The 24870-nt window shown below is 44.1% G+C and carries 18 protein-coding genes; 8 read left to right on the top strand and 10 right to left on the bottom strand.

Going from position 1 to position 24870, the window contains the following annotated elements:
• Together QVA83_RS10625 and QVA83_RS10630 are read left to right on the top strand one after the other, a co-directional pair.
• Positions 1-702, top strand: a 702-nt coding sequence (locus QVA83_RS10625; protein ID WP_287498456.1) for a 2-dehydropantoate 2-reductase, incomplete at its 5' end; no start/stop codon positions are given.
• Positions 703-865: 163 nt separating this feature from the next.
• Positions 866-2056, top strand: a complete 1191-nt coding sequence (locus QVA83_RS10630; protein ID WP_231506442.1) for an OprO/OprP family phosphate-selective porin — start codon at positions 866-868, stop codon at positions 2054-2056.
• A gap of 4 nt (positions 2057-2060) precedes the next feature.
• On the opposite strand, the gene QVA83_RS10635 is transcribed toward QVA83_RS10630, so the two are convergent.
• Entirely contained in the window at positions 2061-4586 is a 2526-nt protein-coding gene (locus QVA83_RS10635) for an ATP-binding protein (RefSeq protein ID WP_231513054.1), read from the bottom strand.
• 125 nt (positions 4587-4711) lie between these two features.
• Between QVA83_RS10635 and QVA83_RS10640 the strand changes: the two genes are divergently transcribed.
• Entirely contained in the window at positions 4712-5071 is a 360-nt protein-coding gene (locus QVA83_RS10640) for a VOC family protein (RefSeq protein WP_014948877.1), read from the top strand.
• A 118-nt stretch (positions 5072-5189) separates the two neighbouring features.
• Here the strand turns inward: QVA83_RS10640 and asd are convergent, their stop codons facing one another.
• Positions 5190-6314, bottom strand: a complete 1125-nt coding sequence (gene asd / locus QVA83_RS10645; RefSeq protein ID WP_014948878.1) for an aspartate-semialdehyde dehydrogenase — start codon at positions 6312-6314, stop codon at positions 5190-5192.
• A 480-nt stretch (positions 6315-6794) separates the two neighbouring features.
• Here asd and QVA83_RS10650 point away from each other — a divergent pair, with 480 nt between their 5' ends.
• Positions 6795-7361, top strand: a complete 567-nt coding sequence (locus tag QVA83_RS10650; protein WP_014948879.1) for a cytochrome b — start codon at positions 6795-6797, stop codon at positions 7359-7361.
• A gap of 183 nt (positions 7362-7544) precedes the next feature.
• Here the strand turns inward: QVA83_RS10650 and QVA83_RS10655 are convergent, their stop codons facing one another.
• Genes QVA83_RS10655 through QVA83_RS10665 form a run of 3 tightly spaced genes read right to left on the bottom strand, consistent with a single transcriptional unit; the run spans position 7545 to position 10782 of the window.
• Complete coding sequence (locus tag QVA83_RS10655) at positions 7545-9092, bottom strand: sensor domain-containing diguanylate cyclase (RefSeq protein WP_287498457.1); 1548 nt, start codon at positions 9090-9092, stop codon at positions 7545-7547.
• Positions 9085-9528 (bottom strand): hypothetical protein, encoded by a 444-nt coding sequence (locus tag QVA83_RS10660; RefSeq protein ID WP_069943990.1) that lies wholly within the window; start codon positions 9526-9528, stop codon positions 9085-9087. Before QVA83_RS10660 ends, QVA83_RS10655 begins: the two co-directional genes overlap by 8 nt.
• 9 nt (positions 9529-9537) lie before the next feature.
• On the bottom strand, positions 9538-10782 hold the full coding sequence (locus QVA83_RS10665) for a hypothetical protein (RefSeq protein ID WP_156078117.1): 1245 nt from the start codon (positions 10780-10782) through the stop codon (positions 9538-9540).
• Positions 10783-11113: 331 nt separating this feature from the next.
• On the opposite strand from QVA83_RS10665, the gene QVA83_RS10670 reads away from it, so the two are divergent.
• Positions 11114-11611: a M48 metallopeptidase family protein gene (locus QVA83_RS10670; protein WP_014976045.1), complete on the top strand. Its 498-nt coding sequence runs from the start codon at positions 11114-11116 to the stop codon at positions 11609-11611.
• Between the two features lie 114 nt (positions 11612-11725).
• Complete coding sequence (locus QVA83_RS10675) at positions 11726-12145, top strand: CBS domain-containing protein (protein ID WP_014948884.1); 420 nt, start codon at positions 11726-11728, stop codon at positions 12143-12145.
• Positions 12146-12248: 103 nt separating this feature from the next.
• Here the strand turns inward: QVA83_RS10675 and QVA83_RS10680 are convergent, their stop codons facing one another.
• Both QVA83_RS10680 and QVA83_RS10685 read right to left on the bottom strand, forming a co-directional pair.
• A complete protein-coding gene (locus QVA83_RS10680; protein ID WP_156078118.1) occupies positions 12249-15290 on the bottom strand; it encodes an efflux RND transporter permease subunit in 3042 nt (1013 codons plus the stop codon).
• 3 nt (positions 15291-15293) lie between these two features.
• Positions 15294-16376 (bottom strand): efflux RND transporter periplasmic adaptor subunit, encoded by a 1083-nt coding sequence (locus tag QVA83_RS10685; protein ID WP_039227323.1) that lies wholly within the window; start codon positions 16374-16376, stop codon positions 15294-15296.
• A 210-nt stretch (positions 16377-16586) separates the two neighbouring features.
• Between QVA83_RS10685 and QVA83_RS10690 the strand changes: the two genes are divergently transcribed.
• Both QVA83_RS10690 and QVA83_RS10695 read left to right on the top strand, forming a co-directional pair.
• The gene (locus tag QVA83_RS10690) at positions 16587-17201 is read left to right on the top strand and encodes a TetR/AcrR family transcriptional regulator (protein WP_014976048.1); all 615 of its coding nucleotides are present in this window, start codon (positions 16587-16589) and stop codon (positions 17199-17201) included.
• 509 nt (positions 17202-17710) lie between these two features.
• Positions 17711-19792 (top strand): TonB-dependent receptor, encoded by a 2082-nt coding sequence (locus tag QVA83_RS10695; protein WP_156078119.1) that lies wholly within the window; start codon positions 17711-17713, stop codon positions 19790-19792.
• 158 nt (positions 19793-19950) lie between these two features.
• On the opposite strand, the gene QVA83_RS10700 is transcribed toward QVA83_RS10695, so the two are convergent.
• The 3 genes from QVA83_RS10700 to QVA83_RS10710 form a co-directional block, all read right to left on the bottom strand.
• Positions 19951-20439 carry a GNAT family N-acetyltransferase gene (locus QVA83_RS10700; protein WP_156078120.1) on the bottom strand — a complete coding sequence of 163 codons (489 nt, stop codon included), beginning with the start codon at positions 20437-20439 and terminating at the stop codon, positions 19951-19953.
• 93 nt (positions 20440-20532) lie between these two features.
• Positions 20533-23703, bottom strand: coding sequence for an efflux RND transporter permease subunit (locus QVA83_RS10705; protein ID WP_156078121.1), 3171 nt, complete (start codon positions 23701-23703; stop codon positions 20533-20535).
• Between the two features lie 9 nt (positions 23704-23712).
• Positions 23713-24861, bottom strand: a complete 1149-nt coding sequence (locus QVA83_RS10710; protein WP_287498458.1) for an efflux RND transporter periplasmic adaptor subunit — start codon at positions 24859-24861, stop codon at positions 23713-23715.
• Between the last annotated feature and the right edge of the window lie 9 nt (positions 24862-24870).

A 24870-nucleotide genomic window follows, 5' to 3' on the forward strand; every position in this document is an offset into this window, starting at 1 on the left:
GTCGTAGTCAGTCTTCAAAACGGAGTGGGTAATGCACGCCTGCCTCGCCAGCACATAAAACAATGCGTAATTGCAGGCATGGTGCCTTTCAATGTTTTTTATAAAGGTATCGGCCATTTTCACTGTGGTACTGAGGGTAATATTGCCCTTGAAGACCCCAATAACCAATGTAGTGACATCATAAAAGCGCTTAACAACGCGTCGTTGCCCGTTAAGGTCTATAACGATATGGAAGCTGTACAGTATGGCAAACTCATTATGAACTTGAATAACGCGGTCAATGCACTGTCGGGTATACCGCTGAAATCACAGCTAGGAGATAGGCAATATAGGTTAGTTATGGCAAAGGTGTTGTCCGAGGCGTTAGCAGTACTAAAAGCGGAAGGAATTGCACCAGCAAGAACCGGTAAGGTCATTCCCAAACTGATGCCAAAAATTATGAAGCTACCTGATTTTTTATTCAATGTGGTGGCTTCATCTACGCTTAAAATAGATCCCGAAGCACGTTCATCAATGTATGAAGATTTGGCGCTGGGGCGACGAACGGAGATTGATTATTTGAACGGCGAGATAGTCAGGCTCGGTGAAAAAAATCACATAGCTACGCCAGTGAATAAGCATATTGTTAACCTGATCAAACAACACGAAGTTGCTCAGAAAGGAAGTCCTCACTTACCAGCAAATGCTTTACTGTTAAAGTGACAGGTCTATCTAACGGTGTATTTCAACGTTAAATATTACAGTTTTGTGTCATTTTTATGTCAGAGCACTTGATTCTTATACTAAAGTATATATCCTGCGCGCAAACTTCCGTTATATTTAGTGTGCTTTGCTTTTTCAATATCGTTTTTCTTCTTGTCTTCTGTTGAGTGCTTTATGGGCGTCGCTTTTCCATACGGCGGTTGTAGCGTCTGAGGTTGATGCCGAGCGCGAATCTAGCGCAACGTTCTCTCAATACAATGGCAACGGCCTTTCATTTCAAAGCGACAGCAATACCTTCTCACTACGCGTGCGCGGTAGACTTCAGTTTCGCTATGCCAATCCCGGTATAAGCCAGCCTACCGAGCGTGCTGACTTTGAGCATAACGCCGGTAATCAATTTGGCGTTAACAGGGCGCGGGTCAAATTAGACGGTCACATTGGTTTGCCTTGGATTAAATATGGTGTGGAATATGATGCTGTCGATCAGCGCACCCTGACCGCTACACTATCCTTTGAAAAGTATGACGCGCTTCGGTTTAAGGTTGGTCAGTGGAAAGTCGAGTATTCCAGAGAGCGCAGTGTTAGCAGTGGCGGCCAGCAAATGATGGATCGTTCAATCATCAACAGAATATTTACGCTAGATAGGCAAATGGGGGCATCCCTGTACGGTAATTTTGATGGCCCAGGCGCGGCCAATTTCAATTACTGGGTAGGAGTATTCAATGGCTCAGGCCGTGGTGATTATAGCAATCACGATGGCGAGAATATGTATACAGGGCGATTACAGTGGAATTTCTTAGGTGAGTCTGTCGGGTTTAAAAACAGTGACATTAAACGAACAGCTACGCCCAAAGCCGCTCTAGCAATAGCAGGTGCGAAGTTCAAAAGCCAGTTTACGCGTTTTTCATCGTCTGGCGCTGGTAATTTAGCCAACTTTAGTGCGGGCGAGATCGAAGGTCAGTACGACATTCAGCAGTTTGTGATTGATGGTGCCTATTTTTATAAAGGGTTTAATGCTCAAGCGGAATATCATGAAAAAGATATTGTGGATTTAGCGGACAACGATAGAGAAACTACGCTGCGCGGCTATTATGTGCAGGCGGGTTATTTTTTGAGTGAATCAATCAGCTGGTGGCCAGAGCCCCTTGAAATGGCTGCACGCTTCGGGACCTATTCGCCCCGAGACAGTGAACAAGACGAACGCTTTTTTGAAAAGACAGTAGCATTCAACTATTTTTTTAATGGCCACGAAAACAAACTAACCGCAGAGGTAAGCAGGGTTTCACTGGATCAGTTCGATGCTGAAGTAGGGGACGAGACCATCTACTCTCTGCAGTGGGACGTCAGTTTTTAACTACTCACGCCGGGCGAGCAAGAAACTCGCCTAGTGTGTTAACAAGGCGAGCCTTGTCTACGGGCTTGCCCACATGGGCATCCATTCCTGCCGCGTGACAGTTGTCGATATCTTGCTGCATGGCGTTAGCCGTCAGGGCAATGATGGGGGTTTTTAACTTAAGTACATTTCTTATATGCCGTGTGGCGCTAAGCCCATCAACTTCAGGCATTTGAATATCCATTAGTACCAAATCATAAGTGCACGCTTTCAATGCATCAATGGCCTTTTGTCCGTTTGATACGTGTGTTAAATCTAAATGGAATTCATCAAGAAGCGCTTTTATTACTTCAACATTAATGTCGTTGTCTTCTGCAAGGAGGACACGAGCGCCTTCTAGCGTAACGTGTTGCTGAGTTGTCTCAGATAGCGGAATATCAATATCTGCTGCAACAGCAAACGTGACATCAAAAGAAAAAGTAGAGCCTCGTTCTAATTCGCTTTCGAGCGTTAGTGAAGAGCCCATTAGCTTAAGCAGATTATTACTGGTGTTAAGCCCTAGGCCTGTGCCGCCATACTTTCTCGCTATGGAGCTTTCAGCTTGCGTAAAAGGCGTAAACAGCTTTACTTGGTTTTCTTTCGAAATACCAATCCCGTTGTCTTTTACCCAGCAGTGCAGGGCACAATGACTATCGTTCGACTCTGATACGGATAATCCAATTTCTATAATTCCTTTATCAGAAAACTTGATGGCATTGCTTATTAGGTTTGCCAATATTTGCTTAAATCTAAGTTCGTCAAACATCAAATCGTTATTAAGGTTTTTGTCGATATGAAGCTGGAGCACTAATCCTTTGCGTTCCGCTTGGTCTGAAAATATGTCGACTAATGTACACAGGCTTTCATTGATGTCGTGAGGCCTGATAGCCAACGTTAGCTTGCCCGCTTCAATCTTCGAAAAGTCGAGTAGGTCGTTAATAAGTTGAAGCAGCATTTCAGATGCATTGACGATTTTCTTGGTGAGATCCTTTGCTTGCACGTCTGCTGCGCGGCTCGCTAATGATTGTCCAAAACCAATAATGGCATTTAAAGGCGTGCGAATCTCGTGACTAATATTAGAAATAAACTCAGACTTCAACCGATTGTTTAATTCTGCTTTTTCTTTCGCCGTTAAGTAAAGCGCATTAGCCTGTCTTGATTTACTCAATAAAATCAGAATGATAACAATTGTTACTAGGGTGAGTGTGGTAAGTATGACGAGCAACGTGGAAAAAAGTGATTGGGTGCGCTGAGCCTCTGTTTTCAACAAAAGCGCTTCCTCGAATGCTTTATTCTCATTCTCAAGTTGATTTGCTCTGTCTTTCTCTTGGGTTATCTGATCAATTAAGTTGGCGCTTTTTATTAGCTCTAAGTCTTCATATTTCTTTGCATTCAAATAGGCTTCATGGAAAACCTCAAATTGTTTGAATGCCAGCGCGTGATCACCTTTCGCAGCAGTAATGTAGGCTTCTGTTTTGTCCAGCTGTGCGCGCCAAGTCGTTTGCTCGGCTTCGCGGTTTTCATCGTAGAGTACACGTGCTTTATTGAGCGCGTTTGTCGCCTTATCCAGTTCTCCTAAACTAAGGTGAGCTTCCGCTTTTAAACGGTAAATTTCGCTATTGTAAAAAGAAGATGAGAGAGGATGAGCAAGAACGATATCAGACAGTGTCAGTGCTTTCTGGAGGTTACCTGAACGATAATAGGTTGTAGCGATACCGTAAGTGGCAAGAAACTCAGAATAGTTAATATCAATTTGTGAATCGAATTCTATGGCGCGCTCAAAGTAGTCGATGGCCTTGCTATAGTTTCCTAGATTTCTATACAGAATACCAATGGCGTATAGATTGTCACTGACCAAAATTCGCTGGTTTTCAACTTTGGCGCCATCAAGCGACTTCTCATAGTAAGACAGCGCAATGTCATAAGCGCTGACTGATTGATAGTAGTCTGCCACAATTGCATAGTACAACGGTCGAAGCTTGGTAAGCGTATGTTTGGTTAGTATATCGTTTACCGTGTTGATAAGCTCAGCGTTAGGCGCAAAAACCTGCCCCTCGCTGTAAGTTAATACCTGGTAAATAAGCGCGTATGCCTTTACGCTTGGTGGAATATCAGGCGTTGCAACAACGCGGTTAAAGTGCTCGTAGGCTTTGTCGTAGTCTGCTGAAATACCATACATTCTTGCTACACCAGTAGCGATTGTAAGCCCTTCACTCGAGTTGTCTTGCAACGCAATCAGCGAATTTAAGATTTTTTCGGAAGGGCGTTGGTGTATCGAGAGTTGGTACTGAACATAAAGCGCGCCCACTTTTCTTTTTTCATCTTGCGTTAATGTGTCAGATAACAACCAAGCTTCAAGCTTTTTTATTGCTGCCCCTATAGGCATAGGCACTAAGGTTTCAACGTCCACTTTAATTTCGCTGACCTTGTCTGAGATAGATGCATGAGCACTAACCGTTCCCATACTCCAAGTTAGGGCAAGCAATAAAGCCAAACTAATAAAATGCTGCAAACTAAGTGACCCGAATAAATGCTATTTGTCTTATGTTAAACGATTAAGCACGTTTAGAATTTAATCGATAAGTCTAAAGTTGGTGATAGTATGAGCTCATCATTTTTTAAAAAGAGGAGAGTGACATGCAAGAAAGCACCAAACTCAACTATGTAGAATTTGCATCTCTAGATATTCGCCGCTCAAAAGCGTTTTTTGAAAGTGCGTTTGGCTGGTGTTTTACCGATTATGGCAGTGAATACAGTGCGTTTAGCAATGCTGGCATGGACGGAGGGATTTTTTCTGCACAACGTGTGATGAAGGCAGAAAGTGGTGCGCCTTTATTGGTGCTGTATTCCAATAACATTTCTGAATCGCAAGAATGTGTAGAAAAAGCAGGTGGAGCAATTACTAAACCGTTGTTTGACTTCCCGGGGGGCTGTCGCTTTCATTTTGTCGAGCCAGGTGGTAATGAGCTTGCTGTTTGGTCTGAGTCGGCAAAATAGCGCTATCGTGTCAACGAAGTCTAGTGATTCTGGCTTTTATAGTCTGATAAAAAACGCCTTGCGTGTAATGACACAGCAAGGCGCTCTAAATTCAGATTAATTAGCTATAAGCTTGACGTTACTTTTGCTCAAGCACAATGCGCAGCATTCTGCGAAGCGGCTCTGCGGCACCCCACAATAGCTGATCGCCGACAGTAAATGCCGAGATATATTCAGGACCCATGTTAAGCTTGCGAATACGGCCTACGGGAATAGACAGTGTACCGGTCACTTTCGCTGGCGTAAGTTCTTGCATCGTCGCGTCGCGATCGTTAGGAATCACTTTTACCCAGTCGTTGTGGTTAGCCAAGATTGTTTCAATTTCGGCTAGAGGCAAGTCTTTCTTTAGCTTAAGTGTGATAGCCTGGCTATGACAGCGCATGGCGCCAACACGTACACAAATACCGTCTATCGGCACTTCACTGCCTTTAATGCCTAAAATCTTGTTGGCTTCCGCTTGGGCTTTCCACTCTTCGCGGCTTTGACCTGAAGGTAGTTGCGAATCGATGTACGGAATTAAGCTACCCGCAAGCGGAACACCGAACTGTTCACTAGGGTAGTCTGCGCTTCGAATAAACTCAGACACTTGCTGGTCAATTTCTAAAATCGCGGTAGCAGGATCTTCAACTTTAGCTTTCACATTACTGTGAATTGCACCCATTTGATTAATTAGCTCACGCATGTGCTGTGCACCTGAACCTGAAGCGGCTTGATAGGTCATTGGCGAAGCCCATTCAACCAAGTCTTTCTCAAACAGGCCACCGAGTGCCAGAAGCATAAGGGAAACCGTGCAGTTTCCACCTACGTAGGTACGAATGCCTTTTTCAATGCCACTATCAATTTCTTTACGGTTTACTGGATCTAGAATAATTACGGCATCGTCTTTCATACGAAGCGCTGACGCAGCATCAATCCAATAACCGTTCCAGCCAGTGGCTCTTAAATCGTTGTACACGGCTTTTGTGTAGTCGCCGCCCTGACAGGTAATAATGATATCCTGTTTAGATAGCGCTTCGATATCGTGCGCATCTTCTAGAACACCAGCATCCTTTCCAGCAAAATCTGGTGCTGCACTACCTTTTTGCGAGGTAGTGAAAAAGGTGGGCTCAATGTGCGCGAAATCTTGCTCTTCTTGCATGCGCTGCATTAATACTGAGCCAACCATACCGCGCCAGCCCACTAAACCTACTTTTTGTTGTGACATTAAATTGAGAACCCTTGTTACTAAAATGAAAAGTACTTCACCACCTACGCCTTTTGCTCAACGCTAACACATGTACTTTTGAATTAACGTGTCTATCAATTGAACGTAGAATGATGTCGAACGCCGCTGCTTTATTGTGCTGGCGCAATACCTGTCGTTTTTATTTTTGTCTTTGCAGTCTAAGTGTTATTTATCCCGCTGGCTAGATGGTTTTTATAAATAATCTATCGCTGATATAAGCATTTTAGAAACGGCTAGTTCATGGCAAAAAATTTAAATAAAACACTTGAAGGAGCAATCAAATCGCAGGGTAGAGAGTGAACCTGTATTAACCCCTCATTGTGTCTATGCACTGCTTACGGTCTAAAAATTGCTTTATAAATAGAATTAATCCCTCACAATGTGTGAGGAGATATACAATATTGAGATACGCTTTAAGGAAAACGTAGTTCTTAATATGAAAATAAAAGTGAGGAACGCATGCAGTACGATAGTCATAACAAATTTGCTACCACTACGGTATTTTTGCACTGGTTGGTTGGATTAACCATTATTGGCTTGCTTGCCACTGGGATTTACATGTCGGAAAACGGTGTGTATGCACTATACCCCTGGCACAAAGCGATTGGTTTTCTTGTACTCTTTGTCGCACTAGCACGTGTGGTATGGCGCATGAAAAATGGTTGGCCTAGCGCTGCTGCTAACTATAAGCCAATAGAGCATAAATTAGCGTCAGTTGTGCACTGGGTGTTAATTATCGCCACGCTCTTAATGCCAATTTCAGGCTTGATGGCGTCGGTATTGGGTGGGCACGGGCTGTCAGTTTTTGGTCTGGAGGTTTTCGCGCCAAATTATAGTGTTGAAGATCCTGAGAAAACGCTACCGATAAATTATGAGCTTTCCAAAGCAGGTGGCGCTATACACTTCTATCTTGGTTATACCGTTATTGTCGCACTCTTGCTACACATTGCTGGCGCTCTTAAGCATCATTTCGTTGATAAAGATGGCACATTGAAGCGCATGCTAGGCAAAACCATTGGGGAGTAGTGCTTAATATCCTAGTTTTTGTGTATACCTTCGTCATCGTAAAAGTATTTTGACTGAAGTTTGCACCTTGGGAGAACAGGTAGATAACTTTCACGTAGAAGCCGAGCTATTTTTGCTCGGCTTTTTTTCTTCAACATTTATTGGCTGCCATTACGTGATGCTGAGTCAGCAAAGAAGAGATAGTCATTGGGCGCTGAGACCTTGTTTCGCTTTGTACATGGCAATGTCAGCCAGTTTTATTAACGTATTCATGTCATCGCTCATGGCAGGGAAAAAGGAAACGCCGACACTCATTGAAATAAAGGTTGGCTCTGGGTCGCCGTTAAAGTAGAAAGGTTGCTTCACCCCGTCATTCACTTTTTCTATGGCGCGTTTTACGGAAACTTCGTCTTCAGCTTGAAGTAATAATACAAACTCATCGCCGCCCCAACGTATCGCTACATCGTTTTTGCGAATTTTTTCCTGTAACTGTTCAGCCACAAAGATGAGTACTTCGTCGCCCGCATCATGACCGAAAATATCGTTCACCGCTTTGAAGCCGTTCAGGTCAATTAACGCGAGAGCGAAGTGGTGGTCTTTTCTCATTAACTTCGCAATCAGCTTTTCACCGCCATTGCGATTATAAATACCTGTGAGTGCATCGAAGTCTGCCTGTAAGGCCAGTTTCTGGAGTTCGTGTTTTCGACTAGAAATATCATTCAGCGTCAGCTGATAGTAGCGTTCGCCATCATCAGTGACTAAAGGGCTTGCGATTAGTTGAACCCATGTGGCGTCGTCAGTTTTCTCTGATTTTAGTTTATATTCACCTGTTGCAAACTCATTGCGTGCAAATGCCTCCGAAAGCGAAGTTTTCATTGCAGTAGGCGCTTCAAATAGCTCCTCAAGTAGCTCGCCATAACCTTGCTTTATCTCTAGGCCAATCTTTTCTACCAAGTCGTTGAAGGCCTTATTTCTAAGCTCGATAATTCCATTTTCCGCCATTAACACAGTGGCAGACTTTGCGTTTTCAAAAAGCATTCTGAAACGCTTTTCCAGAAATTCGATTTCTTCCCTAAGTTGACGCTCTTGAGTGAATTGCTCTTCGACTTTGTTTAACAGTTGATTGGTGTCCTGCACCAGCTCGCCTATTTCACTTCGGGAGTGATACTCCGGCATTTCAATTCTTTCTTTTGTGCCTGGAGTAATCTTATGCAGTGAACGACCCACGCGAAGCATAGGAGAGATTATGATGTAGTAGGTAATTATCAACGCAACAATGCCGACAACCACTGCTTCAACATACAATGAATAATTATTGTCAGTACTTATTTTTTTCGCCTGTTCAATAATGTGGGCAAAGTTAGGGTAAACATTGACCTCAGCCAAGGTGTCTTCAGGAATGAATGGGTGCCTCACCAAAAATACCCGAGGCTTGACGTCTTTGCTGATGGCATCGTTCACGTTGAATTGATAATACATTGCATCGCTTTTTATAGACGCAGCGAGTATTTTTTCACTTTTAACCAAGCCGTTGATCGCCTCTTTTGCCAGATCTTCATCTTCTAAAAAAGCAGCGATAGACGCCGTTGCGGCAACGGTTTGGTAAAGTTCTTGAATATCGTTGTTCGCTTCACTAATTTCGTGTTCATACGTAGCGCGATAAAAAAATTCGGCGGTCGTAAGTACTACCAGCATAGCAGCAGCTACTAATATGAGTGAAAAACGAAACCCTAAGCCGTGGATGTTAATCAAAGCGGTACACTACCTTCATTTTGTCGGTGACGTACGACTCATATACATAGGCTAAGGCTGACTCATCGTCTTCTAGCCGTTGTTTAACATCTTCCATAGTTTGTTCTATCGCAGGTGGTTTAACACGTCCAGAAAACTTCAGTCTAGACCAATACGCATTAACGCGAGCAAGGGGAAGGCCCACCAGCGATTTATAAAATTGACCTTTTAGCTCGTCATTAAGCTCTATATCGATGGGCGTTGCCTGCCTACCGTTAGGGAAAGCCGAGTACTTGCCCATGAAGAGATCTATAATCCCTTTCTTATCTAAAACCTGCACATCATTGTTTAAGTTAGTAACAACAACGATTTTCTCTTGTGATTGCGCTACAGAGGAAAAGCTATACAAGGCAAGCACGACAGCCAGTAGGGGTGAGAAGTGTTTATAAAAAGTCATCTCCTCCCCCTAAAAGCTGAAACTTAACGCAACAAAGAGAGTGTGAACAACCCCATCTTCATCATCTACAACAAGACCATCTCTGGCGCGTAGGCCAGTTCCTCTAGCTTCAACATCAGTTCGCTCAAACTGCACTTTAAAGGCTAGGTTTTCTTGCAAATCCCAACGCCATCCGAGAGAAAGTGTTTGTTGATGATGTGCCAAGCTACTCGCTACTTCTTCTACAAAAACGGCTAGTTGAGCAGTGCTCTCGTTTATTGGGAAGCCAGGTTGCTCTTGGCTAAGAAAGTATGTGTCTGTTTTTGCAAATGAGTATAAACCGTAGAATGTATGCGCACCATAAAGATAGCTGAGGTTGAGGAAGCCATTAAAAGAGGGTCTCAACGCAATTGAATTTGAATCGATATATGATAGCTCGCCAGAAAGCTCCCACGCATCAAAATAACGGTTGAAGTAAACGGACGTATAGTGAATGGTTGTATCTTTAAGGCTTACTTCTTTAGCAAAGTCTATGGCGCCGCTCCAAAATGGCTGTAGCTGCGCAACGGAAGCAGCGACAACTGCTAAATCTTCGTCGTCATTGTCCGCTTCGGTTTGGGTGTGTTTAAGAGCAAGGCTCCAGTTGAATGAGACAAATTCAACACCAATTGAACGTAAGTTATTAAACGTAATCGGGTTGTAATCGTCACTAGAAAAGTCACTCTCTCCGCTTCCCCAAAAGCCTTTAATCAATAAATTAAAGTTGTCGTAAGGCTTAGTGTAGCTAATGTCTCCTCCATCAAAGCTTCTTGCGGGAACAATACCGTAAACCTCGGTGGGGACTTTCACCCAAGGATAGGCTATCGACACGTCTCTGGTATCACTGAAGTGAAAAATATCGGCCGCAAGTCTTCCTGCTCTTACTTGCCACGATGGGGTTATATCGTATCTTAGAAAAGCCATCTGGGTTATCGAATCCAGGTTTTGCTCATCTTGCTCTCGATAAACGAATTGACCCACAAAGTCTAAGTTATCAGAAACGCTGTAATCAAGCTGTACGCCAACTAAACTCAAAGGCTTGAATGCAAGGCCGCCTTTTTTCGCCGATTCAGCTTGAGACCGGTCTGAACGAAACTGATACCTGTCAGAATCGGAAGTTGCTGTTGCAACGGTGCCAAAACCACTAACCTTTACATTCTCTTTTTCAGCAAACGCACTATTAACAATGAGGAAGCTCATCACCATAGCGATAACTGAGAAGGACTTTTTAATCATCAATGCGTATCCAAATTCAAGCTTGTCTTTGCTAACACCTAAAAATCATACTTTCGAGCTGCTGGTTACAGTAAGAATAGTAAAGAAACAGGAAAACGTATGAAAAGTCAGCTTTTTTATTTTTTTAACCGAGCGCTTGATAAATGCGAGTGGTATCTTCGAGCGTTGTTTGACCAGCATATCATTTAGCTTGTCGTTACTGTAGGGGGGATTCCTAATATGACTTATTGTTACTGCTGTTTTTTTATTTTCAACAGAAATGTTTGTAAGCGGCTTTCACTGTCTACGGCTCCAATTTGCTTTATAATTCCTGACGTAAAGGAGAAAAAACGTGAATGAATATGCTCGGTATTTTAACGGCTACCCTTCAACTATTGTGGAGCAAGCCTTACAGCTCATTTCCAGCAATCGGCTACAGCGTTATTTACTAAAAAAATACCCAGAGGCCCATGATATAACCACCGATAAATTGCTGTATCAGTACGCGACGGAATTAAAAAAGCGATACTTAAAAAATGCGCCACCGTTTGGGCGCGCCGCGTTTAAAAAGCAAGGTGATATGATAACTAACGCGCTAGGTACGCATACTTACCGTATGCAGGGTAAAACGCGCAAACACGACTTGGCCATTAATAACGATTTACTCTATGCCCCAGAGGCCTTGTTAAAAGCCCTTGTAGTACATGAACTGGCGCACTTTAAAGAAAAAGACCACAATAAAGCCTTCTATAAACTTTGCTGCTATATGGAGCCAGATTATCATCAACTAGAGCTGGATTTACGCTTGTTCTGTGTGGCCGTATCAATGGGAGAAAATCCGTACACGTAACATGTGAACGCCTAATTAGGTGTCGCTATGTTTAAACCCATGTTGAGTACAAATTGTCTTGTGCTTGCTATAACTAAATTAAAGCCCAAGCGCTGGAATTAACGAGGAGTATTAATGAGCATTGCTAAAATTATGTCTACGCGGGTGGTTAGCGTGCACATGGATGACAGTTTACAGTCATTGCGCGAGCTCTTTGCTGCTACGGGGTTTCATCATTTGGTCGTGGTGCATGACAATAAGCTGCAGGGGATTATATCTGACAGAGACTTGATGAAATCGATTAGTCCTTTTGTAGATACCCTAAGCGAACGAAAGCTTGATCGCGCTACATTGGATAAAAAAGCGCACCAAATCATGACTCGTGAAGTCATTACACTTAACCCAAGTGACTCTGTTTATTCGGCTATTGAGCTTTTTAATACCCATAAAATTTCCTGCATTCCTATTATCGACACGAAAAGGCATCCAGTAGGAATGGTGTCGTGGCGCGATGTGATGAAGTTTATGCAAAGTAGGGTAGAGGCAAAGCGTTAGGTCGGTACTCGTATGTTATTAATAGTGAACACCGCTTGAAAGGGGAGTGGTCTCTCTACCTGCGTTTATAAATTGCGGTAAAGAGACCGTTAGTTTTAAAGCGTTAGCTTTTGCGGTAGCTGACTTTAAACAGCAAACTGTAGAGTACGGGCACAGCGATAAGTGTAAGTACCGTCGCAAAGGCCAGGCCACCCATAATGGTCACTGCCATATCGGCAAAGAAGGCGTCGAACAGCAGCGGCGCCATACCTAAAATGGTCGTTACCGCCGCCAGTGAAACAGGGCGTACACGGCTGATCGTAGCGTCAACAATCGCTTGGCGAATGGCTAAGCCTTCTTCTATCTGAAGGTCAATTTCTTCAATAAGTACAATAGCGTTCTTAATAAGCATGCCAAACAAGCTTAAGAAGCCGAGTAGCGACATAAAGCCAAACGGCATATCGGTACCTAATAGACCAGAGACTACACCAACAATAGCCATAGGTACTACAAGCCAGATAATCAGCGGCTGACGAGCATGACCGAATAGCAACACTGAGATAATAAACATGACTAGGAAGCCAGCAGGCAAGCCAGCGCCCAGCGCTTTTTGTGCATCGCTAGAGCTTTCAAATTCGCCACCCCATTCTAATGAATATCCAGCTGGAAGTTCTATGTCTTCAATAAGTGGGCGGATTCTCGCTAACGCTTTGGCCGCAGTTTCATCGTCACCCGGCTCAGCTTCTACCGTAATGGTGCGAACGCGGTCGCGACGGTGAATACGCATTTCTTCGGTCATTAACTCCAAGCCCTGAGATACCTGTGTGAAAGGCACATATTGGCGCTGTTGCGTAGACCATACTTGTGATTCACGTATTGATTGAAGCTCGGTATCTTCAGCCTTACCCATCTTTGCAATAATGTTGTAAGCATAATCACCGTCTTGCACCGTACCTAGCTGAACGCCGCTACTTGCATACTGTATGGTCTGGCTAAAGTCACTATGCGAAACGCCAGCAATCCCTGCGTTGTAGTTGTCAAACTGCGTATTAATGGCAAAGCCTTTTTCACGCCAGTTATGTCGAACGTCTTTCACTTGTCCGTCAGCAAAAAGCAGTGCTTTGGCTTCATCCGCCAGTTCGCGAAGTATTTCAGTATCTGGGCCTGAAAAACGGGCCTCAAGTTTTGCACCAGAGCCGGGGCCAAACTGCATGCGCTCCATATAAAAGCTAGCGTCGAAGTCCAGGTCGGTAAGCTTACTCGCAAGCGCGCTTTGAATAGCCGGAATATTATCAAGTTCATTCGCACGAACCATGAAAAAGGCATAGTTTTCGTTAGCACTTTTAGGCGCATAAGTGAGGGTGAAACGATCGGCGCCTTGCCCTATAAAGGTGGTTACAGCCGTGACGTTTTCCATTCCCAAAATACGAGCTTCAGCTTCTTTTGCAATGACTTCAGTGGCACGTATATCTCTATCTTGCGGGCCCCAATAATGCACAAAGAACAGCGGCGCGTTTGACGGAGGGAAGAAGCCTTGTTTTACCATGCCAAAACTTCCATAAGCCACGATAGTAATAACAAACAGTGCACTAATGGTTACCCAACGAAGCTTAAGTGCGCCTAAAAGTGCACGCTTAAACCAGCGTTGCGATGCAGAGAGTTCGTTACCTGTGGTTTGCCCAATACCTTTGCGGTAAAAATATGCGCCAAGCACGGGCACCAAGGTTACCGCTAATACCCAACTTATCATGAGGGAAACCAACACTACGGCAAACAATGAATAAAGAAACTCGCCTGTAGCATCGTTTGAAAGACCTATGCCTGAAAAAGCCGCAATACCGATAACGGTTGCGCCAAGTAAGGGCCACTGCGTTCGCTTAACAATAAAGCTGGCTGATTCTTTGGCTGTAGAGCCGGTGGCCATGCGCAGCATCATCCCCTCAGCAACTACGATAGCGTTATCTACCAGCATACCCATGGCGATAACCATGGCACCAAGTGATATCCTTTGAAGCTGAATATCCATAAGCCACATGATTAGAATAGTACCTAGTACGGTGACAAGAAGCACAGAGCCAACTACCACGCCTGAGCGCCATCCCATGAACAAACATAGCGTTAAGGTAACAACCGCCACCGACATAACGAGGTTATTTATAAAGCCAGTAACCGATTCGTCGACGACTGAGGCCTGATCGTAAATAGGCGTAAGCGTAATACCGACAGGCAGTTCTTGAAGCAGCTTTTCTACTTTTGCGTTAACACGCTCGCCCACATCAACAATGTTAACGTCGGTCAACGCTGATACTGAAAGCGTAAGTGCTTCTTCGCCGTTGTAGCGTACATGAACGGGCTGTATGTCGGCAGGCTCTAACTTTAGCGTGGCAATATCAGCAACCCGAAGGGAACGGTTTGTGCCAGGCACTACCACTGACAGATTAGATATTTCTTCTAGTCTGTCTGGCGCGCGCTCTACAATTAGGCGCACATTTTTTTCGTCAACTTTAATACGGCCGCCGTTGAACGGGCGCAGGTTGTCTTCAAAAAGAGAGGCGAGATCAGGAAATGAAATGCCTAAGCCCGCGAGTTGATAAGGGTTGATATAGGCCACTATCTGTTCTTTTTGAACGCCAGTGACGTTTACTTTTGCCACTCCTTCAGTGGTAAGTAAGTCACGTCGAATAATTCGGGCGAATTCTCGAAGCTCCCGAGTATCGAAATCAGGTGCACTTAACGCGTAATAAAGCCCGTAAACGTCACCGAAATCATCAAATACCACTGGGTTTTGTGCCCCCGTTGGCAACGAGCTTGCGGTGTCGCGAAGTCGCTTTCTCAACTCATCCCATATCTGTGGTAAGAGGTTACTGTCGTAAGTACTCTTAACTTCAACGGTAATTTCTGAAAGGCCCGGCGATGAAACTGACGTCACTTCCTTTAACTGCGGCATTTGCTGAATGGCAATTTCCAAGCGTTCAGTGACTTCACGTTCTACCTTTTCAGCACTGGCTCCAGGATAGTTGGTGTATACCTTTACCTGTTTGATGGTAAACGCAGGGTCTTCTAAGCGACCAATTTTGCTCATAGCCAAAATGCCGCCTAAAAGCAGGATGACTACCATTAGCCAAATGTTGACGGGCTTATCAATTGAATAGCGTGCGATATCCATAAATTACTTCTCTCCTTGGTAAGGAAGCACTTTCATGTCTGCACGCATTTGTGTTGCTCCAGCAGCAACCACTTGCTGGCCAAGGGTGATTTCGCCTTGGCTCTTACCCTCAATAATCGCTAGCTCATTTTCAATATGCTTAACGTTTACAGCTTGCTTGGCCACTGAACTTGTTTCATCGTTATATACCCACACTGCAAAGCCTGAGTCCTTGTCACCTACGAGTGCTCTTACTGGCACAACAAAGCCTTCTGGATAAAGGCTACCTTGTAAGCTGACTTTTACCACTGCGCGCGCGCCCGGTGTTAGGGGAAGTTCTTCGCGAGGCTCCATAGCAAACACCACTTCATAAGTTTGCGACACAGGATCAGGTTGGGTAGAGTGCTCTACATAGTTCACCGGATACCACTGACTGCGATTGGTGGCTAATGTGGCGCTGGCTTGTTTTATCCCACGGCCAATATTGGCAGTAAGTAAGCGCTCAGGAACATTAATGTTGAAGTATATTTTAGACACATCTTGCAGGCGAGCAATCGGCGTACCTGCGGCAACAAAACTGTTATTTTCAACAAGTCGTTGAGATACCTTAGCATCAAAAGGAGCATATAGCTGTGTGTAGCTCAAATCTTGCTCTGCATTTTTTAAGTCGATAACTGCTAGTTCGTAAGATGTTTTTGCAGTATCCAGAGAGCTCTGTGCAACTAGCTTTTGAGCGAACATTTTCTCAATTCTATCGAGCTCTCGTTTGGCCTGATCAAGTCGTGTCGTAGACTCGTCCACGCGTCTTTCGAATGGTTTACGATCAATAGTGGCCAGTAACTTGCCTTTATTGATATCACTGCCTGTCACCAGGTCGGTCTGGATAAGGCGACCTGAAACTTCAAAGCTTAAATCGACGGTTTTCACTGCCGATACAACGGCAGGGAAGGTGAATTCGTCAAAATCTGGAATGTTGCTAACCGTAGCGAGTTTGACATAACGAGGTGCAACGTTTGCTTGTTGCTCGGCAGGCTCTTCGGAAGAACATGCACTTAAAGTGGAAACCGATAAAACGCTTAAAAATAAAATGTGAGAGAATCGCATCATGGACATAGGTGTATGTAATCCATAGTCAGGGTAATTAAAGTATAGATGTGTAAACCCCAGGTAGTGATGGTATGCACAACGGCAGCAAAGATAGTCATTACCTAAAGTAAACTGGTGAGTGCATTTTAGTGCGGTCACATTGAAAAGTAAACTGTTCGGTGTAAAATGATCGGGTTAATGTAGCGGATAACTAATTTTGAGAATTTCCATATGGTAGGCAACACACGTACGCGTAGCGACATCAAACGCGAAGCCATTATTCAGGCGGCAACACAGGCATTCCAAGAGTTTGGCGTTAACGGCACAAGCATGGATAAGCTGGCTGAACTGGCAAATGTGTCAAAGCGCACTGTGTACAATCACTTTTCTACAAAAGAAGAGCTGGTGATGCATTTGGTTACGCAGCAGTGGCAAACGGCTATTTTAAATATTAATAAAAAGTACGATGCTACGCTTCCGCTAGACGAGCAGCTAGAAGACCTTATTTTGCAAGACATTGAGTTTATGGTGAGTGAATCACACCTCGATTTAGCTCGGGTTGCGATTGGCCACTTCTTCTACGAGCCGGAAAAGCTAAAAGATGAAGTTGCGCAATTAAAAGCCCAAGAGACGGCTATGCACCGCTGGTTAAAGGATGCCAAAGCCGACAATAAACTCGCGTTTGACGACTTGGATCGGGTTGTCGATGAAATTGATAGCTTAGTAAAAGGGCAGTGCTTTTGGCCTCAGCTGTTCAAAATTGAAGATTCCCTCAGCGATAACGATAAGAAGAGCTTAGCAAAACACACAGTGGCTTTGATTTTAAGCCGCTATGCTGTTGTGTAGTTGGCAGGCTATATCGATGAGTTTGTTCAAGGCTCTTTCAGTATTGAAGGGCCATTGAACTTTTACTTCCCAAACATTTTTTCCGCTTATCCGTCTTCGCGCTAACTTCACAGATCCCTCTTGATCCAAACGGACTACACTTCAGATGATGTAGCCAGTAAATACCTTTTCACTTAGCTGTTTGTTCTCCCTGTCGCTCGTCCTCCGACACCTGCAATATGCGCCTCTACAATCGTACGAAATATATTCACCTGCTTATTCTTTAGTCTATTTTGGCGCGATTTGAGTCTCATCTATCTAATTAATTAAGATAAATTACAAAGATTTTTTAAATTTTATCGCTTTAGCTCTCGTCATTTAGTCAAAATTTTTATAATATCCCGACCAAAAATAACAACTATTATTATTTGCAATTGCAAAGTGCGGCACGAACCCGCGTTTTGATAATAGGGGTTAAGAAATTTTTGAAAGTAAACACACAAGACTTACAGAACACTTGGAGAGCAATTTTGAAATTTAAACTTACGAGTATTGCTACTGCGATAATTCTAAGCCCAGCTGCGTTTGCCGCTGACATGGAAGATATTGAGAGACTGACCGTAGAAGGTAAGTACCTTTCAGTTAACCAGTCTAACTCAATTAAAAGCCCTACACCTATTATCGATGTGCCACAGAGCTTGTCGATCATGACGGCTGAAGAAATTACCGCTCGCGGTATTACTAGCGTTGGTCAAATCATTGATTACACGCCAGGTGTTAATACATCGCAAGGTGAAGGTCACCGCGACTCGGTAGTATTCCGTGGTGTGCGCTCTTCTGCAGATTTCTACTTAGACGGTAACCGTGATGACGTTCAGTACTACCGTGCACTATACAATGTTGAGCAGGTAGAAATTCTTCGTGGTCCAAATGCGTTGCTATTCGGTCGCGGTGGTACAGGTGGTATCTTAAATCGTGTATCTAAGAAAGCGAAAACTAGCGAGACATTTGTAAATTACAACGTTTCGGCAAATACTTTTGGCGCTTACAATTTACAATTAGACACAAACGTTGATACGGGCGATAAGTCGGCATTGCGTATTAACGCCATGTACGAAAGCTTAGACAATCATCGGGACTTCTTTTACGGAGACCGTTACGGCTTCAACCCAACTGCACGCTTTGAGTTAAGCGATGACACAATTGTTGATGTGTCATATGAATATATTGACCACGAGCGCTTTATTGACCGCGGTGTACCAACTGCCAACGGTGAACCAGTAGAAGCGTTTGAAGAAATCGTGTTTGGCGATCCAGATAACAACTACCAAACATTGGGCGCTGACGTGTTCCGTGCAAACGTTGAGCACACTTTCTCAGATAACCTGAAAGGTAACTTCAACGCTTTTTACGGTGACTATGACAAAGTTTACTCGAACTTTTATGCGGCAGGTTATAACGCTGAGACTGAGCAAGTAACGCTAGACGGGTACGTTGATACTACGCAGCGTGAAAACATGATCTTGTCTTCTAACCTAGTTGGCGAATTTGAAACGGGAAGCATTGGGCACACGGTTATCTTCGGTGGTGAGGTTATTAATACCAAGTCAAACCAAGATCGTTACAACCCTGTGTTTGATTCCACTGACGGTGATAGAGAAACGTTTAATATTTCACGTCCGTTAAGCTTCCGTGGTTTAACTGGTACAAATGCTGAAGGCGTAACAGTTACAGCAGACTTCTCTGACTTGAACGACGATACGCATGTAGACTTAGATGTATACTCTTTCTATGTTCAAGATGAAATTGCACTATCAGACAACTTCGACCTTGTACTAGGTGCACGTTTTGACAGCTTCGATATTGAAGTATTCAACGCGGACCCTGAAGTTTTAGAGACACGCAGCAGAAAAGACGAAGAAGTGTCACCGCGTGCTGGCCTAGTGTATAAGCCACAGAAAAATATCTCTATATACGCTAGCTACAGTGAGTCATTCTTGCCACGCAGCGGCGAGCAATATGCGAATATTAATGGCGACGCAAACGCGCTAGATCCAGACACGTTCACTAACCAAGAAATTGGTATTAAGTGGGACTTCAACGACAGCATGAGCTTTACAGCAGCTATCTTTGAGAACGAGCAGACGTCATTGGATAACGACCCGAATGACCCTGAAAGCTTTGTTGAAGTTGACTCAGATGTATCTGGTTTTGAGCTACAGCTGCAAGGTTATATCACAGACAAGTGGTATATTACTGCGAACTACAGCAACCTTGATGGCGAAAATGCAAGTGGTGTGGAGCTTCGTGAGCTACCTGAAAACACCATGTCAGTATGGACAACCTACGAAGTGAATGAAGTATTTGGCTTCGGCATTGGTGCTACATATCAGGACGAAAGTAAAGTATCGACAAGTGCTACGTCACCTGTACTGCCAAGCTATACCCGTGTTGATGCGTCTGCTTACTACACGCTTAGCGACAAAATGCGCCTTCAGTTAAACGTTGAAAACTTGACTGATACGCTTTACTTCCCGAATGCACAATCTACGTATCAGGTAACAGTAGGTGCGCCAATTAATGCGCGTCTATCACTGATTGGTTCTTTCTAAACTAACCGTCAGTTTTAAAATATTGTTTAAAAGCCATTCGCGAAAGCGAATGGCTTTTTTATTTTGCGAAAAAGTTGTTCCAAGCGGCGTTGGTTTTATTGGCGTATCTGCAGATAACGCTGTTTTACCTTCATACTGACTAAGTCAGCAAGTCCGCGTTAAGCCTGTTTTGCGAAGTCGATAAGTGTCTGTCCATCCATACGATAGCCTAACCATTCACTCTTTGGTTTAGCGCCAAGTGACTCGTAAAAATCGATAGCTGGCTTGTTCCAGTCTAAAACGCTCCATTCGAAACGCCCGCAGTCGTTTTCTACCGCAGTTTTAGCTAAGTGTTGCAATAACGCTTTCCCAGCACCCATACCACGTGATTTTGGTGACACGTACAAATCTTCAAGGTAAAGGCCATTTCGACCTTGCCACGTTGAGTAATTAAAGAAATACACAGCGAAACCAATGGGGGCATTATCGCTTTCACACATCACACAATGCGCTGTCGCGCCTTCTCCAAATAACGTTTTCAGTAGCGCTTCTTCAGAAGCTTCTACTTCGTGTTCTGCTTTTTCATAAATAGCCAACTCAAGTACGAACTGGCGAATTTGTGAAATATCGTCAGGCGTTGCAGGTCTAATTGAAATGGTGTTATTCATGCTAATTTCCCGTCAAAAATAATAAAAAAAATGAGCCAATAAAGGCTCATTTTAAAAAAGCTGCATGTTTGTATCTTTTATCAAAAATAAAAGCTAGTCAATTTGCCCACTTGGCTGAGGTACATGTGTGTGCGTAGCGCTAGTGCCATTGGTAGGCTTTTTGCGCACAATTTTGCTCTTAATAAACGTAAATGGGCCACGTAAATCAAGCAATATTAAGTACAAACACGGTACCAATATTAGTGTAACAAGCGTGGCGTAGAGTACGGCAAAGCCCAAGGCTGCTGCCATAGGTACAACAAACGCGGCCTGAAGGCTTGTCTCAAACATGATCGGCAATACGCCCACAAACGTGGTAATTGAGGTGAGGGTTATTGCTCTAAAACGAGCTGTACCAGCCTCAGTCACTGCTTCTTTAATGCTGTAGCCTTGAGCACGGCGCTGGTTTACAAAGTCAGTCATAACCAGCGAGTCATTGATAACAACCCCTGCGGCAGCGATTAGGCCAAAGTTAGACATCATAGATAGGTCTAAACCTAATATGAAGTGACCAAAGACTGCTCCGGTAAAACTAAATGGGATAACCGACATGATAATAAGAGGTTGCCCATAACTTTTAAGCGGTACAGCCAGAAGGATATACACCATGATCATGGCAGCCAAGAAAAACAGTATTTGCTCGTTTTGTTGAGCTTGCTGCTCTTCAATGTCACCACCAAGCTCAGTCATAACCGATGGGAATGATTCTTTTAACTGAGGAAGTAGTTTCTCGCGAATTTCAGTAACGACTTCGTTAGGTTCAATCTTTTCCTCATCGATGTTGCCCCAAATGTAAACGCTGCGGTATCCACCTTCACGGCGAATATAACTAATGCCCGGTTTTTCTTCTAACGCCACTACGTCACCCAGCATAACTTCCTGGCCATTAGGCGTGGTGATCAGTGAGTACTTCAAATCAGCAAAGCGTTCGCGGGTAAGCTCTGGGTAGCGAACCATCACTTTCACTTCTTCACCGTTTCGAATAACGCGCTGGGCTTCGCCACCGTAGAAGCCTGCACCTACTTGAGAAGCAATGTTAGAAAGGGTAAGCCCCAAATCGTACGCCACCGGAAGCAAAGTCATTTGTACTTCTTTACTGGGCGGGTCAATAGTTGAACTTACGTCAAACAAGCCTTCCTGTTGTTGCAGCATTTCAATAAATTTAAGACCTGCAGCGTTAAGCGTGTCGATATCAGGACCAAAGAGCAAATATCCGAATTCGCCGTCGTCGCCATCACCGTTTACGTCGTCGACTACGGTAAACGACTTCATGCCGGTAATTTCAGGAATGGCCTCACGCCAGCGACGGGCAAGTTCAAATGTGTCGATAGGGCGGTCTTCTTCATTAACCAGTGGCGTTAAAATTCGACCCTCAGTTCTGTCATCATTAAAGGCAAGACGGTCTCTTATCATGCCCTGGCCGAATTCATCAATGATCTGCTCTTCAACGTCTAAAATAGTTTGCTCAACAATTTTAAGCGCGTTGATGGTAGCCAAGTCAGAGACGTTCTCGTTCATTTCTATTTTTACGCTAGGGAAGTCGTGAGGTACTTTAGGATTTGGAACCATTCGGACGTAGTTAGCACCAATTAGGCCCATGCTTAACATTAACAGTGCGACAAACATCATCAGCACTGCCCAGCGCCACTCAATAGCTCTTTCAACGGTGCGTTTGTAAGGCCCATTTACGAAAGCAAAGAAGCGCTTGTTAAAACGCGCCCGCCAGCTATTTTGCTTCACAGGAGAGAATTTGGTGTGAGCTAAATGCGCCGGTAAAATTAGCTTGGATTCAACCAAGCTGAATGCCAAACACAAAATAACCACCACAGCGATATTATAGAAGAAAGCACCTTCAGGCCCGCTGCTTAGCGTAAACGGAGCAAACACGGCGATAGTGGTTAAAACACCGAATGTGGCGGGCGTAGCTACGCGCTTGGCACCGCGGATTACATTGTCAACACCGCCACCTTTGCTTTCAATTTCGGTGTAAGCACTCTCGCCAATAACAATTGCATCATCAACCACAATACCTAGTACCATGATAAATGCGAACAGCGAAAGGATGTTTATGCTTACACCAAACAAAGGCATTAGCATCATGGCGCCAAGGAAACATACGGGTAGTCCAACCATAACCCACACAGCAAGTCTGAAGCGCAAAAACAGCGTGAGCATAAGCGCGACCAGAATTGACCCTTGTACCAAGTTTGACAGCATCATGTCTAAACGGGCGTTAAGGTAATAGGTCATATCAACCAAGATTTCTAAGCTCACTCCTTGAGGAAGGCTTTCGTTTTTCTGGTCAATATAGGCTTTTACGGTTTCAGCCACCGGAATGGTGTTTTGGGTTTTAGTGGCTTTCACGGCAATGTAGATAGCGTTCATGCCGTTGTATTTAAAGTAGCGCTCACCCTCAACGAACCCATCGTTGATATAAGCTACATCGCCCAAGGTTACCTTAGCGCCGCCTGCGCCAATTTTAATAGGGATTTGCTTAAACTCATAGCCGCTGTAGTACTGGTTTTCAACACGTACAGACACGATACCTGAGTTAGTTCTAAGTTGACCTGCGGAAATATTGGCTGAATAGCTATTAATTGCCTGTGTAACATCGCTAATGGTCAAACCGTACTTTCGAAGCGTGTCGGGCTTAATTTCAATGGCAATTTCATCATCAGGCGTATTGGCTTCTACCAAAGAGATAGAGCCAAGTTGTAGAAGCTCATCTTCTACCTCTTTAGCTAGCACTTTGAGTTCCGATAGGGGCAAGTCACCAACAATAGGCATTTCAATAACTTGCTGCTGAAATTCTACCTGAGAAACATTAACCGGCTCCATGCCTGCAGGGAAAGTCGCAATACTGTCTACACGCAATTTTACCTTATCAAGCACATCCGTAAGCTCGGCTTTGGTGTCAATTTCCAGTGTAACTGCACCGCCACCGCGAAATGCACGTGAAACCGTACGCTTTATTTCCGTGATGTCTTTTACCGCTTCCTCAACCTTTATGAAGATACTTTCTTCAATTTCTTGAGGTGAAGCGCCAGGGTAGTTGGCCTCAACGGTAATGTAATTAATCTCGATGTTGGGAAACATCTGACGTTGAATAGTAAAGTAGCTCGCGATACCCATGATGATAATAAAAACCATGAGTAAATTGGCTGCCACAGAGTTTCTGGCGAACCAAGAAATAATGCCGCTTTGAGTGTCGTTGTGGTTTTCCATGACAGCTCCTTAGTTTGCTTTTGCTGTCACGATTTCGGTCGTTGTTTCAATGACCTTAACGGGCATACCATTTTGAGGATATTCAGGTAGACTCATCACCACTTTTTTCGCATTGAAATCGCCCTGAATAAGAAAGTCGCCATTCTCTTCGCGCACAACCTTAACTTTTTGAGATTTAAGCCTGTCTTCGTCATCAAGCGTCCATAGCAAACGGTTAGTAACTAATTCCTGAGGAACGCGATAAACGTCACTTAAGGTTTTCCCTTCAAATGAAATAGTGCTGTATGAACCAAATTTCACAATGGGCTTTGATGAGTTGATGGCATAGGGATCTTCAATGCGCGCTACGAAATAACTCATACGTGTTGTGCTGTCTACCACACCGGTATCTCTGTGGATGGTCCCTTTGACCGAGGCGCCTTGCACATCATCTACTTCGATGGCAATTTCACTACCAATGGTGTTATCTGCCAGGAATAGGCGGTCAAAGCCTGCAACAGGGAAGGTTACTTCAGCAGACTCAATGTTGTTAATTACCGCGACAGGTGAGCCTTGAGTGACATAGTCACCTGTGCTGATATCTCTTGATACAATCAGTGCGTCGTATGGCGCTTTTACCTTACAGTTCTCTAAATCACGCTTGGCGATTTTAAGCTGTGCTTCAGCTGACTTTACACCAGCTTGCGCACTCATCACTTGAGGTTTGCGAAGGTAAAGGTCAGTCACCCGTGCATTAGGCATTGTTTTCGCTTCTTTAGCTGCTACATCCGCCTGTGCTTGTTCTTGAATAAGTTGTGCTTGGGCACTTGCAAGATTAGCTTCGGCTAACAATAACGCCGCCTCGTAAGCGTCAGACTCAATTTCAAAAAGAGTTTCGCCACGTCTGACCAAACCGCCGCTGACAAATTTAGGGTTCCAGCGTTCAACTTCCCCCGATACTTGCGCTGCAAGATTCGTAGTTTCAAGGGGAGTTATCTCACCGTAGGAAGTAAGTTGAACGCGAACATCTTCTGGGGTGAGTGCTTCAATAGTCACCGTTGGGCGAGTATCAACTTCTTCTTTGATAGTATTGTCGGAGGCAGAGGCTTCGATTCCTTTCATACCTATGTAGCCTACTAATAAAACACCAATAGGTAATGCAACTTTCATCCATTTCATGGCTAAATC

The organism is Alteromonas sp. AO-Serp, assembly GCF_017849675.1.
GTDB classification, from domain to species: domain Bacteria; phylum Pseudomonadota; class Gammaproteobacteria; order Enterobacterales; family Alteromonadaceae; genus Alteromonas; species Alteromonas macleodii.

Excerpts from the sequence above, each read along its gene's own strand:
- QVA83_RS10665 (WP_156078117.1), bottom strand. The coding sequence starts at position 10,782 with ATGATTAAAAAGTCCTTCTCAGTTATCGCTATGGTGATGAGCTTCCTC.
- QVA83_RS10650 (WP_014948879.1), top strand. The coding sequence starts at position 6,795 with ATGCAGTACGATAGTCATAACAAATTTGCTACCACTACGGTATTTTTG.
- QVA83_RS10710 (WP_287498458.1), bottom strand. The coding sequence starts at position 24,861 with ATGAAATGGATGAAAGTTGCATTACCTATTGGTGTTTTATTAGTAGGC.
- QVA83_RS10680 (WP_156078118.1), bottom strand. The coding sequence starts at position 15,290 with ATGGATATCGCACGCTATTCAATTGATAAGCCCGTCAACATTTGGCTA.
- QVA83_RS10700 (WP_156078120.1), bottom strand. The coding sequence starts at position 20,439 with ATGAATAACACCATTTCAATTAGACCTGCAACGCCTGACGATATTTCA.
- QVA83_RS10705 (WP_156078121.1), bottom strand. The coding sequence starts at position 23,703 with ATGGAAAACCACAACGACACTCAAAGCGGCATTATTTCTTGGTTCGCC.
- QVA83_RS10685 (WP_039227323.1), bottom strand. The coding sequence starts at position 16,376 with ATGATGCGATTCTCTCACATTTTATTTTTAAGCGTTTTATCGGTTTCC.
- QVA83_RS10640 (WP_014948877.1), top strand. The coding sequence starts at position 4,712 with ATGCAAGAAAGCACCAAACTCAACTATGTAGAATTTGCATCTCTAGAT.
- asd (WP_014948878.1), bottom strand. The coding sequence starts at position 6,314 with ATGTCACAACAAAAAGTAGGTTTAGTGGGCTGGCGCGGTATGGTTGGC.
- QVA83_RS10675 (WP_014948884.1), top strand. The coding sequence starts at position 11,726 with ATGAGCATTGCTAAAATTATGTCTACGCGGGTGGTTAGCGTGCACATG.
- QVA83_RS10660 (WP_069943990.1), bottom strand. The coding sequence starts at position 9,528 with ATGACTTTTTATAAACACTTCTCACCCCTACTGGCTGTCGTGCTTGCC.
- QVA83_RS10690 (WP_014976048.1), top strand. The coding sequence starts at position 16,587 with ATGGTAGGCAACACACGTACGCGTAGCGACATCAAACGCGAAGCCATT.